Source organism: Sanguibacter sp. Leaf3 (assembly GCF_001425965.1).
Lineage (GTDB): Bacteria > Actinomycetota > Actinomycetes > Actinomycetales > Cellulomonadaceae > Sanguibacter > Sanguibacter inulinus.
In genome coordinates, this window is the sequence record NZ_LMRH01000001.1 from 1204211 (window position 1) to 1220525 (window position 16315).

15 protein-coding genes are annotated in these 16315 nt (G+C 70.1%); 7 read left to right on the top strand and 8 right to left on the bottom strand.

From position 1 onward, the window contains the following. Positions 1-75 precede the first annotated feature (75 nt). Complete coding sequence (locus ASG53_RS05180) at positions 76-1644, bottom strand: phage tail sheath family protein (protein WP_056130734.1); 1569 nt, start codon at positions 1642-1644, stop codon at positions 76-78. A gap of 332 nt (positions 1645-1976) precedes the next feature. Between ASG53_RS05180 and ASG53_RS05185 the strand changes: the two genes are divergently transcribed. Next, positions 1977-4688 carry a helix-turn-helix transcriptional regulator gene (locus tag ASG53_RS05185; protein WP_056129341.1) on the top strand — a complete coding sequence of 904 codons (2712 nt, stop codon included), beginning with the start codon at positions 1977-1979 and terminating at the stop codon, positions 4686-4688. 216 nt (positions 4689-4904) lie between these two features. Here the strand turns inward: ASG53_RS05185 and ASG53_RS05190 are convergent, their stop codons facing one another. The 7 genes from ASG53_RS05190 to xseA all read right to left on the bottom strand — a co-directional run bounded on the left by ASG53_RS05190 (position 4905) and on the right by xseA (position 11191). Then, a complete protein-coding gene (locus ASG53_RS05190; RefSeq protein ID WP_056129343.1) occupies positions 4905-5867 on the bottom strand; it encodes a DUF4031 domain-containing protein in 963 nt (320 codons plus the stop codon). Between the two features lie 34 nt (positions 5868-5901). Continuing rightward, complete coding sequence (locus ASG53_RS05195) at positions 5902-6285, bottom strand: RNA-binding S4 domain-containing protein (protein WP_056129346.1); 384 nt, start codon at positions 6283-6285, stop codon at positions 5902-5904. A 136-nt stretch (positions 6286-6421) separates the two neighbouring features. After that, positions 6422-7843: a class II fumarate hydratase gene (locus ASG53_RS05200; RefSeq protein WP_056129348.1), complete on the bottom strand. Its 1422-nt coding sequence runs from the start codon at positions 7841-7843 to the stop codon at positions 6422-6424. Positions 7844-7917: 74 nt separating this feature from the next. Further along, entirely contained in the window at positions 7918-8568 is a 651-nt protein-coding gene (locus ASG53_RS05205; protein WP_056129351.1) for a carbonic anhydrase, read from the bottom strand. 101 nt (positions 8569-8669) lie between these two features. After that, on the bottom strand, positions 8670-9620 hold the full coding sequence (locus ASG53_RS05210; RefSeq protein WP_056129353.1) for a carbohydrate kinase family protein: 951 nt from the start codon (positions 9618-9620) through the stop codon (positions 8670-8672). Positions 9621-9629: 9 nt separating this feature from the next. After that, entirely contained in the window at positions 9630-9890 is a 261-nt protein-coding gene (locus tag ASG53_RS05215) for an exodeoxyribonuclease VII small subunit (protein WP_056129356.1), read from the bottom strand. Positions 9891-9910: 20 nt separating this feature from the next. Next, positions 9911-11191 (bottom strand): exodeoxyribonuclease VII large subunit, encoded by a 1281-nt coding sequence (gene xseA / locus ASG53_RS05220; protein ID WP_056129358.1) that lies wholly within the window; start codon positions 11189-11191, stop codon positions 9911-9913. Positions 11192-11259: 68 nt separating this feature from the next. Between xseA and ASG53_RS19790 the strand changes: the two genes are divergently transcribed. The 6 genes from ASG53_RS19790 to ASG53_RS05250 all read left to right on the top strand — a co-directional run bounded on the left by ASG53_RS19790 (position 11260) and on the right by ASG53_RS05250 (position 16288). Next, a complete protein-coding gene (locus ASG53_RS19790; protein WP_156382668.1) occupies positions 11260-11595 on the top strand; it encodes a DUF6507 family protein in 336 nt (111 codons plus the stop codon). After that, positions 11592-13349 carry an alpha/beta hydrolase gene (locus ASG53_RS05230; protein ID WP_056129364.1) on the top strand — a complete coding sequence of 586 codons (1758 nt, stop codon included), beginning with the start codon at positions 11592-11594 and terminating at the stop codon, positions 13347-13349. The genes ASG53_RS19790 and ASG53_RS05230 overlap by 4 nt, the downstream gene beginning before the upstream one ends. Positions 13350-13477: 128 nt before the next feature. Beyond that, a complete protein-coding gene (locus ASG53_RS05235) occupies positions 13478-14065 on the top strand; it encodes an LppA family lipoprotein (protein ID WP_056129367.1) in 588 nt (195 codons plus the stop codon). Positions 14066-14214: 149 nt separating this feature from the next. Next, the gene (locus tag ASG53_RS05240) at positions 14215-14850 is read left to right on the top strand and encodes an LppA family lipoprotein (protein ID WP_056129369.1); all 636 of its coding nucleotides are present in this window, start codon (positions 14215-14217) and stop codon (positions 14848-14850) included. A gap of 68 nt (positions 14851-14918) precedes the next feature. Beyond that, positions 14919-15623, top strand: coding sequence for an LppA family lipoprotein (locus tag ASG53_RS05245; RefSeq protein ID WP_082543799.1), 705 nt, complete (start codon positions 14919-14921; stop codon positions 15621-15623). A 56-nt stretch (positions 15624-15679) separates the two neighbouring features. Next, complete coding sequence (locus tag ASG53_RS05250) at positions 15680-16288, top strand: LppA family lipoprotein (RefSeq protein WP_156382670.1); 609 nt, start codon at positions 15680-15682, stop codon at positions 16286-16288. Positions 16289-16315: the final 27 nt, after the last annotated feature.

Sequence of the window (16315 nt, forward strand, 5' to 3'; positions counted from 1 at the left end):
GCACCTGCTGGCACCTTCCGGCACCGTCGCCGCGATCTGCACCCTGAGGTGAGACCGCGGCGACGGTGCTGCGGCTCAGCTGCCGGTCTGCTTGTTCTGGCTGATGCGGAAGATCACGAACTCGGCGGGCTTGACCGGCGCGATGCCGACCTCGACGACGAGCTTTCCGGCGTCGATCGACTCCGGGGTGTTGATCGTCGCGTCGCAGTTGACGAAGAACGCCTGCTCGGCGCTCGTGCCGAAGAGCGCGCCCGACTGCCACAGGCCGTGCAGGTAGCCGGTGAGCGTGCGCTTGACGCCCTCCCACAGGGTCACGTCGTTCGGCTCGAAGACTGCCCACTGGGTGCCCTCGAGGATCGTCGACTCGATCATGTTGAACAGGCGGCGGACGTTGATGTACTGCCAGTCGGTGTCCGAGGCGAGGGTGCGGGCACCCCAGATGCGGATGCCACGCGTGCCGAAGGGGCGGATCGCGTTGATGCCGAGCGGGTTGAGCAGCGACTGCTCGTTCTGGGTGATCGAGCGCTCGACGTCCAGGACGCCGCGGATGGTGTCGTTGGCCGGGGCCTTCCACACCCCGCGGGTGTCGTCCGTGCGGGCCCACACGCCGGCGACGTGGCCGGACGGCGGGATGAGGATGTCCGCCTGGGTCGCGCCCGGGAGCGGGTTCTCGACCTTGATCCACGGGTAGTAGAGCGCCGCGAAGGCGGAGTCGTACTGGGCGACGTCCGAGCGCCACTCCTTGACCTGCTGGGGACCGAACCCGGGAGGCGCGTCGAGGATCGCCATGCGGTTGGGGTGCAGCTCGCAGTGCGCGATGAGCGCGGTCTGCACGGCCTTCCACAGATCGAGGTCGAGGGTGCCGTCCTCGCGGGTCGCGGCTGTCACGAGGTCGGGGACGGCGACCATCGTCACGTCCTCGGCGATCGCGAGACCGTTGATGCCCGTGCGGGCGTTCTCGGAGCCCGCGAACTTGCGCCCGGAGACGGGGACCGCGACGGGGGCGGCCTTCTCGAGCGGGTAGACGCCGGGCTTGAGGATCTCGAGCTGGCTCGACAGGTCGGTCTTGGCCTCGAGGGTGACCTCGACCTTGACGCGTGTCGACGTCTTGTTGATGACAGTCGCTGCGTCGGCAGCCCCGCCGATGGTCAGGTCGGGGTAGCTCTCGACGACCTCGTCGCCCTGGAGGATGTGGATGGTGAAGGCCGACGGGCCGTCGAGGTCGTCGTCCACCTCGACGGTCTCGACCGCGACGGAGATGTTCGCGTCGGGCTCGATGCTCTCGACCGAGACCGGCAGGCCGAGGGCGCGGTCGACGGCGGGCAGACCGCGGCGGGCGGGCTCGCCGGCGGGCTGGACGTTGGGGATGCGCACGACGTACGCGAGGCTGCCGCCGTTGAGGAAGAACCCGTAGACGGAGAGGGGCAGCACGGCGCCCTCGACGAACCCGCCGTAGAGCTTCTCGAACTGGGTCCAGCTGGTGACGAGCCTCGGGGCGAGACCCTCGGGGTCGCTCGGGTCGTCGAGCGGGGCGCGCTCGGTGAAGCCGACGAAGGCGGCGACGGCTGTGGGCGCCGACGCGAGGACCTTCTGTGACGACGGGACTTCTTCGATGTAGACGCCGGGCGCGGTGTAGGTAGGCACGGAGCTCTTCCTCTTCCTCGTGTGATGGACCGCCCGCCGCTCGCACAGGTCGACCAGGTCGCCGGCACGTGACTGGGGCACGCTTCGCGGCAACGCTAGGAGTCGTGACCACGCAGGGGCATCGGTAGTCGCTACGTAGTTGTGGTGCGCACCCGGACTTCGCCCGGTCGACCTCGGCTCGCGTGTAGCAGAGGTGCTGGTCACGGGTCATCTCGCGGTCGCAGTCGGAGCGGGTGAAGTTCCGGTGCATGGGACCAAGTACCCATTGCCGCCCGTTAAAGTCTGTGCAGCGAACCATCGGGCCTCCTCGGCCCACACCGGAGGTTGGACCTGTGCCGTCACCTGTACTAGCCACCGGATGGACGCGCACCCCCTCCACGTCCCGTCTGGACCTCACGGCTGCGGCGATCCGTCGCACGCCCCTCGCGCGCGACGACGAGGGTGCCCAGCTCGAGGCCGCCGTCGTCGCCGGCCGCAGCGTCTTCCTCTGCGGAGAGCCGGGTGTCGGCAAGACCCGTCTCCTCGACGGCTTCACCCAGTCCGACGCGTTCTACGCCGTCGCGCCCCCGGCACCCGGGAGCCGTCGTGCTGCGACCGAGACCCCCGGCAGCCCCGTGTGGGTCAGCGTCGGCGCCAACCGCGCCGACTCCGAGGTGCCCCTCGGGGCGCTGCTCGCGGTGCTCCCCGACATCGACGTCCCCGTCGCCGCGGGGGTCGGCGTGGTCCGCCGGGTGGTCCTCGACGCGCTGCGCGCGATGTCCGCCGGCCGCCGCGTCGTGGTCAGGCTCGACGACGCCCACCTCCTCGACGACCTCAGCGCCCGCGTCCTGGCGGGCCTGGCCCGTCAGGACGAGATCCAGCTCGTCGCGACCATGCGCGGTCACCGTGCCTCGCAGAGCCCGTGGCTCGAGATGTGGCGCGACGGGGCCGTCGACCGCATCGACCTGCGCGGAGCCACCAAGCCGCAGGTCGAGGGCTGGTTGCGCAAGGCACTGGCCGGACCCGTGTCCGAGCGGGTGCTCCACCACGTGTGGGAGGCCACCCGTGGCAACCCCCTGCTGCTCGTCGAGACGACCGTCGAGGCCTTCGTCGACGGCACCGTGCGCCGCGACGGCGACGTCTGGGTGTGGTCGGGGGAGGCTCCCGTGAGCGACAGGCTGAGCCACCTCGTCGAGCACGACCTGGCTGGTCTGAGCCCCGTGGAGCGCCAGGCGCTGCGCCTCGTGGCGACCTCGGGGACCGTCGACCGCGACTCCCTCGAGCGTCTCGTCCCCGCCGCAGCCGTCGACCACCTCGTCGCCGAGGGGCTCGTGTCCTCGCAGCGTCAGGGAGGCGCGAGCGTGGGCTCCCGCGCGGCGTACCTCGGCTGCGCGATCGTCTACGGCCAGGTCCTGCGGGCCACGACCTCGACCTCTCGGCGCAGGCTCGACCTCGAGCTGCTGCGCGGTGTCCAGGACGACCTCCAGCAGCAGAGCGGCCCGGTCCTGGTCGACTCGGTCGACACCGCGCTCGCCTGCGGTGTGCGCGAGACCCCCGACAGGGTCCTCGGCGCGCTCCAGGGCGCCCTCATGTCCGGTCGGTGCGAGAGCGCTGTGCGCATCGCGACCAACGCGCTGCGCGTCAGCGAGCCGCGGGACCCCCAGAGGTTGCGCCTCCTGCACGGCCGGGCGCTGGCCTGGTACTACCTGGACCAGAGCGCCCGGGCCAAGCGTGACCTCGACGAGCTCCTCGACGACGTCGTGCGCACAGATCTTCCCCTCGACGACCGCGCCGCGATCCTCGCCGACGTGAGCGACATCGTCATCGGCATCGAGCAGCACCAGCACGGAGATGACGCCGCGGCCCTGGCCGAGGTCGAGCGGCTCCGCGGCCAGCTCGAGGCTCTCTACGACGGCGAGCTGCCTGCCCGGGTCGCGCTGCGCCTGCAGGTCGCCCGCATCACGGTGCTCGCCAGCGCGCTGCGCTTCGACGAGTGCCGCGACGAGTGCGCCGCGATCCTCGAGGGCCCGGCCGCCTACTCTCCGGACGTGCTGCCGCTCGTCCCGCTCCTGCTGCTCGACCTCACCCAGCGCGGCAGGCTCTTCGCAGCGCAGTCGCTCGCGCAGCGGTTCTACGGCGTCGCGCAGGCCCACTCGGACACCCGGCCGTGGTCTGTCGCGGAGATCTTCAGCGTCGGCTACTTCACGGTCGTCGGCCTCGGAGAGGTCGCCCTCGCCGAGTCGATCGTCGCGGCTCTCGACGAGCCGGACGTCCCCTTCAACGTGGACCCCACGGCGACCCGGCTGCTGCGCGGCGGCATCGCGGCGCTGCGCGGACGGTGGTCGCACGCCCGTGACGAGATCCACGCCGCCAACGGCCAGCTGGCGATCTCCGACGTCATCGGGCTCTCCGCCATGTCGCTCGTCTCCGAGGCCGTGATGGCTCTCGCCTCGGGGGACACCTCGGGTGGGCGTGAGCTGCTCGAGCGCGCCAAGCACGTGCCGTCACGCCTCTACGGCTCCTACACGGAGGCCGAGATCCGGCTGGTGCGGCTCGACGCCTCGGCGTGGCTGCGCGAGCCGACCTTCGCCGAGCAGGCGCTCGAGCTGGCCGACTGGGCTGCTGTCCGTGATCTCGCCCGGGTCGAGCTCGACGCCGTGCACCGTGCGGTCTTCGCCCTCTACGGCGACGGTCGGGTCGCACGCGCCGGGGAGCTCGTCGAGAGGGCCCGTGCCCTCGCCTCGCGGGTGGACGGACGCCGGGCCCAGGCCCTCGCGGCGCACGCCGAGGCGATGGCCTCGGGCGACCCGCAGCTGATGCTCGTCGCCTCCCACGAGCTCGGCCAGTGCGGTGTGTGGCTGCCCCCGACCCAGCGCTCGGTCACGCTGACCCGTCGCGAGCAGCAGATCGCCGGCCTGGCTGCCGGTGGCCTCAGCAGCCGCGAGATCGCCGAGCGCCTCGTGCTCTCGGTGCGGACCGTGGACTCGCACCTCTCCAGGGTGTTCGCCAAGGCCGGTGTGAAGAACCGCCGCGAGCTCGGTGCCGCGCTGCGCGGCTCGCTCTGACCCGACTCGAGGTTGCGGGATACGCCACGCCCGCGCAGCTCGCTCTGACGCGACCCGAGGTCACGGGACACGCCACGCCCGCGCAGCTCGCTCTGACGCGACCCGAGGTCACGGGACAGGCCACGCCCGCGAGGTCTGCCCCGTGTCAGCTCGGCCGAGCGGCTGGCGACGGCGCGCGTCTGGCGAGGGCGGGCGTCCTCACGCACCCACGCGACGTCAGCGACTCGCGCCGTGGGAGCGCAGCCGCACGATCTCGTCGGAGACGTTGCGCCGCGCCGCCGCCTCCCAGCGCTCTGACCCCACAGCCGTCCTGAAGAAAGGTCCGGTGTCGAGCAGCCGCTCCAAGATCTCCGCGCGTGCCGGGGCGAAGACCTCGTCGGGCACGTGCGCGTACTCCCGGCGGACCTGCTCGGTGTAGCGGGTGTAGCGGTCCGGCGCGCTGCCGAGGATCGCGAGGTCCGCGTCGCCCACGAGCGCGCCCGCGTAGTCGTCGGGGGCGGGGTCGTGGAGCGTGGTGAGCAGGACGAGACGCTGCACCTCGGCGACCTCGGTGCTCTCGACCCCGGCCGCGCCCTTCACGCCCTGGGTGCCCTGGGCCTCTGCGGTGCCGACTGCGGTGCTCCTGGCTCCCAGGGCTCCGAGCATCTCGCCCGCGAGGGCAGCCGACGCTGCCTCGTCAGCGCCCGCCGCGCCGACGTGCACGGCGTCGTGGAACCAGAGCGCGAGGGCGACGGCCCGCGGTGCTGTCCGGTCCGGGTCGAGGACCACGAGGGAGTCGAGCACATGGGTCAGGTGCGCGGGCCCGTGATAGGTGCGGTGAGGCTCGTACCAGCGGTCGAGGAGCTCCGACCCGACCGTCGGTGTCCCGGGCAGCAGTGCGTCCCAGCGTGCCTGGAGAGCAGCCCGCTTCGCGGCACCCCGCGCGTGGCCGGCGACCCGCAGCCCTGCCGCCGCGAGCCTGCGCACCAGCTCGCGGCGGTCTGTGGGGACGGCCCCGAGGGCGACGAGCTCGGCGAACCTGGCCTCGGGCACGTCGTAGTGGTCGAGGTCGAAGGCCCTCCTGGCGATCCCCGCGCGCGCTGCGAAGTCGTGCAGCTCGTCGAGGGAGAGGTCCGAGACGAGGTGGGACCACAGGGTGCCGTGGGCGGGCCACAGCGGGGCGTCGATGAGCACGGTCACCCGCGCGACACTACCGCCGGACGGGCCGCTGCCGTCAGTCGAGAGCGCGCCCGCGCAGCGCGTCGATCTCCCGGCGCTCGCGCTTGGTCGGGCGTCCGGCGCCACGGTCGCGGACCGGGACGGCGGGGGTGTCGAGCTTCGTCGGGGGCGGCGGAGAGTGGTCGACCAGGCAGTCGGGGACCACGGCGGCGCCCACCCGCCGGGTGATCGGCTTGGTCACGACGACGATCCGCTCGAGACCCTCGACCCGGACCCGTACCTCGTCGCCCGGACCGACGGGGGTCGCAGGTTTTGCCCGGTCACCGTTGACGCGCACGTGCCCCGCGCGGCACGCCGCCGCGGCGAGCGTGCGGGTACGGAACAGGCGGACGCACCACACCCACGTGTCTACCCGTGCGCGTGCACCCGGCTCGGTCATGGTCGGTCAGCTCCTTCGGACGGTCCTGCTCCAGAGTAGGCGAGGGCGGGGTCCTCGGTGCGCGGAGCGCAGACGACGCAGCGCCGAGACCCGGGAGGGACTCGGCGCTGCGAGGCCAGCTGTGCAGCCGTAGGAGTCAGGCCTGCGGCGGGCGCGTCATGGCGAGCACGTCGAGGGCCGAGTCGAGCTGGGCCTCGGTGACCTCTCCACGCTCGACGAAGCCGAGGTCGATCACGGCCTCGCGCACCGTCAGACCGTTCTTCACGGAGTGCTTGGCCACCTTCGCAGCAGCCTCGTAGCCGATCACCCGGTTGAGCGGTGTGACGATCGACGGCGACGACTCGGCGAGAGCACGGGCCCGCTCGACGTTCGCGGTGATGCCGTCGACGGTCTTGTCGGCGAGCAGCACTGAGGCGTTCGACAGCAGGCGGATCGACTCGAGCACACCGAGCGCGATCACGGGGATCTGCACGTTGAGCTCGAAGGAGCCGCTCGCACCGGCCCAGGCAACGGTCGCGTCGTTGCCGATCACGCGGGCGGCGACCATGAGCACGGCCTCCGGGATGACCGGGTTGACCTTGCCCGGCATGATCGACGAGCCGGGCTGGAGGTCGGGGATCGCGATCTCGCCGAGACCCGTGTTGGGACCCGAGCCCATCCAGCGCAGGTCGTTGCAGATCTTCGTGATGCTCACGGCGATGCTGCGCAGCGCGCCCGAGAGCTCGACGAGGCCGTCGCGGCCCGACTGCGCCTCGAAGTGGTCGCGTGCCTCGGTGAGCGGAAGACCGGTGTCTTCGACGAGGAGCGCGATGACCCGCTGCGGGAACCCGGCCGGGGTGTTGATCCCGGTGCCGACGGCGGTCCCGCCGAGGGGGACCTCGGCGGCGCGGGGGAGCGCGGACTCGAGTCGCTCGATGCTGTAGCGGACGGCGGCGGCATACCCGCCGAACTCCTGGCCGAGGGTGACTGGCGTCGCGTCCATGAGGTGCGTGCGACCGGACTTCACGACGGTCGCGAACTCGGTGGCCTTGGCCTCGAGCGACGTCGCGAGGTGGTCGAGCGCGGGGATGAGCGTACGGACGACGCCGGCTGTCGCGGCGACGTGGACCGAGGTCGGGAACACGTCGTTGGAGGACTGCGACGCGTTGACGTGGTCGTTCGGGTGCACCGCGCGGCCCAGGGCACGGGTCGCGAGCTCGGCGATGACCTCGTTGGTGTTCATGTTCGACGACGTGCCGGAGCCGGTCTGGAAGACGTCGAGGGGGAAGTGCTCGTCGTACCCGCCCTGCGCGACGGCCTCGGCGGCGTCGACGATGGCCTGGGCGAGGTCCGCCTCGAGGACGCCGAGCTCGGCGTTGGCCTGTGCGGCGGCCTTCTTGACGCGGGCGAGGGCCTCGATGTGGCTGCGTTCGAGGGGGGTCCCGGAGATCGGGAAGTTCTCGACGGCACGCTGGGTCTGCGCACGGTAGAGGGCGGCCGCGGGGACGCGGACCTCGCCCATCGTGTCGTGCTCGATGCGGAACTCGCCGGTGACGTCGGTGTCAGGTGCAGTAGTCATAGGACCATCGTGCCGCACCAGCCCTGGTCAGCACGAGCCGGGCCCGGGCACCCAGGGTGCCCGGGCCGTCCGGGTCAGACGTCGAACTCGGCGTCGCCGATGTCGCCGATGGCCTCGATGAGTCGGGCGTGGCCGTCGGCGAGGTCGTACTCGACGCCGACGATCGCGCAGCGACCCTCTTCGACGGCCTTGGCCAGGCCTGCGGAGTAGGAGTGCAGCATCGACACCGTGTGGCGCACGTGCTCGCGGCGCAGAACATCGGCCGACACAGTCTCGAAGCCGCCACCGTTGGCAGCGGTGATGCCGACGATCGACGGGATCACGCGGTCGACGACAGCCCTGACGAAGCCCGTCGGCTGCTCGCCCGTCGCGAGGGCGTGCGCAGCGGCTGCGACCGCGCCACAGCTGTCGTGCCCGAGGACGACCACGAGGCGGGTGTCGAGGACGTCGACGCCGTACTCGATCGAGCCGATCACCGTGGTGTCGACGACGTGCCCGGCGGTGCGGACCACGAAGACGTCACCGAGGCCCTGGTCGAAGATGATCTCGGCCGCGACGCGTGAGTCTGAGCAGCCGAAGACGACGGCGAAGGGGTGCTGGGCGACCTTGAGCTGCTCACGCCTGTCGAACCCCTGCGACGGGTGCTCCATCTTGTCCTCGATGAACCGCGTGTTGCCTGCGCGGAGCTCGGCCCAGGCGGCCGCGGGGGTGTCGTGGTGAGGCATGAAGATCCTTCTCTCGTCCGTCGGTGCGCGGAGCAGGGCGGAGGCGCACCGTCTTGATGATGCGCCTCCGCCCGGCCGTGGCGCTCGTCCGTCTCGTCAGATCAGACGGTCGGCGTCAGCTCGCGGAGCCTGGGCGGGTTGGCACCGGCACGGGACACGGTGATCGCGGCGACCTTGACGCACTGCTCGAGGACCGCTGTCAGGGTTGCCTCGTCGATCGCGGCGAGCTGCGCGCGGTGGGCGGCACCGAGCAGCCCGGCCGACCACAGACCGTGCAGGAGCGCCCCCATGAAGGAGTCACCCGCGCCGACGGTGTCGGCGACCTCGACGCGCGGCGCAGCCACCTCGAGCCTGTGGTCCGCGGTCACCGCGACGGCGCCGTCACCGCCGTAGGTCACCACGACGACGGCCGGCCCGCTGCGCTGCCAGCGCGTCGCGACGACGTCGAGGTCCGCGCCGGGGTAGAGCCAGTGCAGGTCTTCGTCGCTCACCTTGACGACGTCGGCGCTGGCCACGAGGGACTCGACGACGGGGCGGACGTCTCCTGGCTGCCCCATGAGCGTGGGACGGATGTTCGGGTCGTAGGTGACCGTCGCCCGCGGACGTGCTGCGGCGAGCACCCGACGGACCCCTGCCGCACCGGGCTCGAGGACCGCGGCGATCGAGCCCGTGTGCACCACGACGGTCTCGTCAGGGATCACGACGTCGGCGGGCAGAGCCCAGGTGAGGTCGAAGTCATACGTTGCACCACCGTCGGCACCGAGGTGGGCTGTGGCGATCGACGTGGACGCTGCACCGTCGCTGCCGGGCGCCAGCTCCACGTGAGAGCCCGAGAGCCAGCCGCGGATCCTGTCGCCGTAGCTGTCCGTCCCGATCCACGCGAGAAGCTGGGCGCGGCGGTCGAGCCGTCCGAGGGTCAGCGCGACGTTCGCCGGGCTGCCGCCCGGGTGCTCGTCGACGGTCCCGTCGGCGCGGTGCACCACGTCGATGAGCGCCTCGCCCACCACGAGGGCGAGCGGTTCGGCGGGCTGCTGGGGGCTGGGCGGGGTCATCGAGGGTCCTTACTCGTCGTCGAGATCGGTCGTGCTGCCACCCGCGTCGGTACGGGCGGCGTCGAGCTTCTTGCGGGCTCCGTCGAGCCACTCCTGGCAGCGCGCCGCGAGAGCCTCGCCGCGCTCCCAGAGAGCGAGCGAGGCCTCGAGCGGTTCCCCGCCGGCCTCGAGGCGGGCGACGACCTGGACGAGCTCGTCGCGCGCCTGCTCGTAGCTGAGCGCAGACAGGTCGTCTGCGGCGCCGTGGGAGGTGGTGCTGTCAGCAGTCATGGGAGAAGTACACCAAATCTCTAGCGGGTGGCGGCGGTGATCTCGCCGGAGGCGAGGCGGATGCGCAGGGCGTCGCCTGTCGCGACGTCGTCGGGCGAGCGGACCACCCCGCCGTCGGGTCCTTGGACGACCGCATAGCCGCGGTCGAGGGTGGCGGCGGGGGACAGCGCGCGGACCTGGGCCGCGAGGCGGTCGACTGTCGACGACGCGCTGCTCAGCAGCCTGTCGAGAGCCGAACGCCCAGCACGGACAGCGGCCTCGACGTCGCGCTCACGGGTCTCGATCATCGTGTGCGGGGAGGCCAGCACGGGGCGTGACCGGGTCGCGTCGAGCCCGGCCTGCTCTTGGCGGACGCGGTGGGTGACCGCCGAGCGCATCCGGCTCAGCGCCTGTGTGAGGCGTGCCCGTTCTTCGCTGACGTCCGGCACGATCCGCTTGGCAGCGTCGGTCGGTGTGGAGGCGCGGTAGTCGGCGACGAGGTCGAGCAGGGGGGCGTCCGTCTCGTGGCCGATCGCGCTGACGAGCGGCGTCCGGCACGCGGACGCGGCGCGGACGAGCGCCTCGTTGCTGAAGGGAAGGAGGTCTTCGACGGCGCCGCCGCCCCGGGCCACGACGATCACCTCGACATCGGGGTTCGCGTCGAGCTCGGCGATCGCTGCGCTCACCTGCGGGACCGCGGAGACCCCCTGGACGGCGACCTCGCGGATCTCGAACCGCACCTGCGGCCAGCGGGCGCGGGCGTTGACGACCACGTCGTGCTCGGCCTTGGACTCGCGCCCGCACACCAGCCCGACGACGCGCGGCAGGAAGGGCAGCGGCTTCTTGCGGCCGAGGTCGAAGAGCCCCTCGGCGGCGAGCACCCGCTTGAGGTGCTCGATGCGGGCGAGCAGCTCGCCGACGCCGACAGGCTTGAGCTGGTCGGCCTGCAGCTGGAAGGAGCCGCGCTTGGTCCAGAACGTGGGCTTGGCGCGGACCACGACGTGCGCGCCCTCGTCGATCGGCGCGGTGACGGCGTCCAGGACCTTCGCGTACACGGAGACGGGCAGTGACATGTCGGCATCGGTGTCGCGGAGCGTCAAGAACGCCATGCCCGCGCCGGGCCTCCGGTTGAGCTGTACGACCTGCCCCTCGACCCACAGCGGAGCCATCCGGTCGATGTAGTCGCTGATCTTGGCCGAGAGCAGCCTGACGGGCCACGGGTTCTCGGCCGTGGTGTCGGCCGCCTTCGCCGCGAGCGGCTGACGCGCAGCAGCGGCGTCGGTCGAGGCGGTCTCGGGTGCGGTGCTGTCGGGATGTGCCACCTGTCTAGAGTGCCCTATGCCGCCGACACCGGGTACAAGCCTGTGACCAGGCTGTGTACTCTCGACGCATGCCTGTGGGGGGATGGGCGATCAGCCCAGCATCAGTTCTTGACGTCACGTCCGAGACCAGGCGAGCCGCACAACGGCTCGCGGACTCGGGGAACGACACCATCGCTGCTGTCGTGCGCGGAGGAGGGGGCAGCGCCATCGTGCAAGCGGCTCTAGACGAGTTCGCGGCTAGGGCCACGCCATTGGCCCTGTGGTCCGCCGAGCGTGCGCACGCCGTCGCGGACAAGACTGAACTGGCCGTGCAGGCCTACGGCGACGCGCAAGTCGACATGGCAGCCAACACCCAGCGTGGGCGCGCCGAGAACGAGCGTTTCGCGCCCAGGATCGCCTGGTGAGGCGGCTGGTGGCTCCCGCACCCGGGGCGCGAATCGACACGGAGAGCATCTTCGATGCCGCCCGGGCGGTCAGCAGCGCGGCCGAGACGCACGCGTCGACCGGAGCCGACGCGTCGGTCTCGTGGTTGCGCGTCGGTGACGGGTACTCCGCCCCCGAGAGCCAGCAGCTCATGTCGGCGATGAGCCCCGTCCGTACGGCGACCGACGGCTTCGCGGGAGCCGCGCAGGCGATCGCCCGCGCACTGACGACCTTCGCCCTCGAGGCAGAGGCGGCACAGGCTAAGCAGGTCCGGGCCACGAGTGCCATCTCGTCATTCCGAGCCGCCGCCACGAGCAGCGACTCGTGGCAGGACGACCCCGCGCTTGTCGCACAGAACACGCGTCTGACGGCTGAGGCGGCCGCAGCCGAGCGAGAGCTCTGCGAGGCGGAGGAGGCCTGTGCGCGAGCGATCGCGGCAATCCCAGTCGACGCGCCGGCGCCGGTCTCTACCTCCGGGACGCCCGGTGCTGGCGCACCGCTGGTCAGCACCGGCACGTGGGGTTACCCCGACGGGGTGGTCGAGGTAGCGCTCAACCCGTTGTTCTTCCTCGGGAAGACACCTGAAGACGTCACGGCCTGGTGGGACGACCTCAGCGCTGAGGCGCAGGCATTCTTCATCGCCGCGCTCCCAGGGCTTATCGGCAACAGGGACGGCATCCCTGCGGTCGCTCGAGATGCGGCCAACCGGGTGCGCTTGTCTGGACTCCGCGAGCCCTTGGTGGGTGACGAGGCGTACTGGGCTGCGAGGGCGGCACTGAATCCGGAATTCATGCTCGTTGAGAGGGACATAGGGCTTCCCGAAGGTGAGGAGTTCTGGATCATGAACCCAGACTGGGACGAGGAGGCATCGACGATGTGGGGTGCAGCGAGAGACCGTCTAGATGCTCTGGACAGCATCGACCAGGTCATCGGCCGAGACTCGCGCTATCTCCTCGTCCTGGACATGGCCTCTGGCATGCCAAAGTCTGCCGTCTCCGTCGGTAACCCGGATGAGGCGGAGCACATCGGGGTCCTCGTCCCTGGGACCGGCTCTACGGTCTCAGGGAAGCTCATTACGCTGGACCGAGATGCCGAGGCCCTGCGCGACCGAGCTGGAGATTCGGCACGAGCCGGGGCACAACCTCCCGCGGTGATCTCGTGGATGGACTACGAAGCCCCACAGAGCCTGCTCGAGGCGACGAGCCGAGAGCCGGCCGCCCAAGGCGCCCGCGAGTTGGCTCAGTTCACCACGGGCCTTGCCTCGACCAACGGTGGTGCCGGTGTGAGCCGTACCAACCCCCACATCTCGGTTCTGGGTCACTCGTATGGCGCTGTCGTCTCGGGCGATGCAGCTGCGGTCTTCGGTTCCAAGATCGACGACGTGGTCGCCTTCGGCGCTCCTGGCGCAGGTGCCGCGCCTGCGCCGGGTGTGGGTCGTTACTCGATGCTGTCCAACAACGATCCGATCAAGGACTACCACCAGTTCTTGGCGCCTACCGGACAGCTCGGGGAAGTTCCCTACGGTCGAGTCGTCAACTTGCCGCAACAAGGGCCGGTCACTGTTCCTTCCAACGGCTGGATCGAGCTTCCGGTCGTCGCTGGCTTGGGCCCTGGCGGTGAGGGCCTGGAAGGCAGCTCAGGCCATTCCGAGTACCTGTTCGATGGCACCCGCAGCCAGTTCAATATGGTGCAGGTCATCATGGGCAATCCGGAGCGAGCGGTGGCAGGCCCATGAGGCAGCGTAGGCAAAGACCTGGTCCGCACCGAACGGTCAGACGGCGCCAGGCGAGTCTGTCCATTTCCTGCTTCGTCGTCGTGGTGCTCAGTGGTGCGCTCGTCGGAGCTTGTCAAGGAGGAGACGTGATGCCTACCACCCAGACCGGCCCGTCGGACGAGGAAGAGGTTCTCGCCACCATCGATGACCTCATGTCCCTGCCCAGCGCCGAGGACATGCTCTCTCCGTACCGCGAGATCGGTGCGGACGTCCGTGGCGCGGTCGATGACGACCTCGGAGCCTTCCAGTGGGAGACCGAAGAGCCAGTCTTGCGGACCGGGCCCGTGTGCAACGGCCCCTACGAGCAGCTGGAGGGCAGGTCGGTCGCTGTGCGGAGCACCGTCGACGGTCCTCCTCTCGAAGGCGAGAGCTGGGATCGCGCTGAGGATGCCGTCCGGCGAGCCGCGAAGACGCACGGGTTCACCGTCGAGACGCTCGTCATCGACGAGGAGGGGGCGCACGAGGTCGAGTTCGCAGGAGACCGCGGAGCCTTCGTACGCGTCTACTCTCACTCCTCGTTCGGAGTGACGATCCAGTCAGGTTGCTATCTGACGAACAGTGACCGCGACGCGATTGAGTTGCACGGCGTCCCGGACCCCGAGAGGTGGTCGAGGAAGTACCCGAACTCGTCTCTGGTCCCGTCTGACCCGGGCCGGCCGACGCGTGCCAACGGTTGACAAGCATCCTGTGCACGATGTGCCTGGGGTTCCGACAGATCACCTCTGCGTCCGTTCACGGTCACGGAGGTGGTCGATCTTGGGAACATCATGGCCGTCGACCACGAGAGAGTGAGTTGACGGTGACGCCGCCTCGGCCAAGGGCTTCCATGGCACGGAGAGTCGGTCTCATCTCGTTGTTCGCCCTGGCGTGCGCTTCTTTGACGGGCTGCGCCGACGAGAGAGGAACGCTGCCTACGCAGCAGTACACCGACCAGGCAACCACTCTCGCGGCGATCGACGAGCTGATGGCGCAGCCGAGCGCCGAGGCCGCGCAGGCTACCTTCGACGAGCTCGGAGATGAGATCCGCATTGCTCTCGACGACGAGTTCGGCGCGTTCACCTGGGACGTCGAGAGCAGCTTCGGGTCCGGCTCGGTGTGTGGGGGGCGTTATGACATGCTCGAGGGCCAGGCGGTCTACGTCTCGGCCCGGGCCCAGGATCAGATCATCGACGGTGACGACTGGGCTCGCGCAGTGGATGTCGTGTCGGACGTCGTCGCGGCGAGCGGGTACGACGACGAGTTCGTCGTGTCCGACGGGAGCAGCTCACGTCAGATCGAGTTCTACGGCGATCGCGACAGCGTCGTCCGCTTGTACTCCCACACCTCCCTCGGTGTGGCGATCGACTCGGGGTGCTATCTGACCCAGGTGGGCCGTGACGCGGTCGAGCAGTTCGGCGTCCCCGACCCGGACTACTGGCGCCTCCTCTATCCCGACTCCACAGCGATCCCCACCGAGCGCTGAGCGCTGCTTGGTTCATTCCCTGATGTTCGGTCGACCGGAGAGGGCGTAGCGAGCTCGACCTCGCTGACATGATGACCCGACAACGACGAGAGAGTGACCTGCCTGTTGCCTTGCCTCGTCCAGGTGTCTCCAGAGCACGGAGAGCCAGCATCTTCCCGCTGGTGGCTCTGGCATGCGGTCTCCTGACCAGCTGTGTCGACGATGGGGCCATGACGCCCACAGAGAACTACTCCGACGAGGCGATCACTCTTGCCGCGATCGACGAGCTGATGGCTCTGCCTAGCGTGGAGCTCGTCGAACCGACCTATGACGATCTCGCCCAGGTGATCCGGCAGGCGCTCGATGACGAGTTCGGGTCGAGCGACTGGGACGTCGAGGGCGGCCTGGCGACAGGGCCAGTGTGCAGTGGCCGGTTCCAGAGGCTGGAGGGACGGTCGGTGTCGATCATGAGCCGCACCTTTGACCGCCCGCTCGAGGGCGATGACTGGACGCGCGCCGTCGACGTCGTCACGGGAGTCGTCGGTCCTGAAGGCTTCACCCAAGAATTTGTCGTGGCAGATCAGCCAGGTTCGCACCAGACGGAGATCTTCGGCGCTCGAGACAGTGTCGTCCGCATGTACTCCAACACGTCGTTCGGAGTGACCGTCGAGTCGGGGTGCTATCTCAGAGAGTCCGACCGATCGGCGATCGAGCAGTTCGGTGTCCCGGACCCGGAGCACTGGCGCCTCCTCTATCCCGACTCGACGGTCGTCCCGGCCGAGAGAGTGAGCTGACGTTGATCGTGTCTCGACCAGGAGCTCTCAGAGCGCGGAAGGTCACTGTCATCTCGTTGTTCGCTCTTGTGGGTGGCTTGTTGACGGGCTGCGTCGACGACAGCGACACGATGTCCACGGAGCAGGAGACCGACGCGGCGATCACTCTCGCGGCGATCGACGAGCTGATGGCGCTGCCGAGCGCCGAGGACGCTAGGTCTGGCTCCGAGGGACTCAGCATCGAGCTTCGTGATGCTCTCGACGAGAGATTCGGGTCGACAGGCTGGGTGGTGGAGAGCCGCTTCAGCAGGGGGACCGTCTGCGGTGGGACCTACGACGTGCTCGATGGTCGGTCGGTCTACGTCACAGCGTTCGCCGAGGACCAGGCTCTCGACCACGAGGACTGGGCGGAGGCGGTCGACGTCATCTCCGCCGTGGCAGCCGACCACGGGTTCGACGACCCGCTGATGCTCGCAGAGGGGCCGGGCCTCCACCAGCTCGAGATCTTCGGCGACCGGGGCAGTGTCATCCGGTTCGGCTCGGAGGTATCACTCGGTGTAACTGTCGAATCTGGGTGCTACCTCACGGACGACACGCGCGCCGCGATCGAAGAGTTCGGGGTTCCCGACCCGGGCCGCTGGGCCCGTCTCTACCCCGACTCCACAGCCATCCCCACCGAGCCCTGAGTCCCCGCCCAATTCATTCCCAGATGT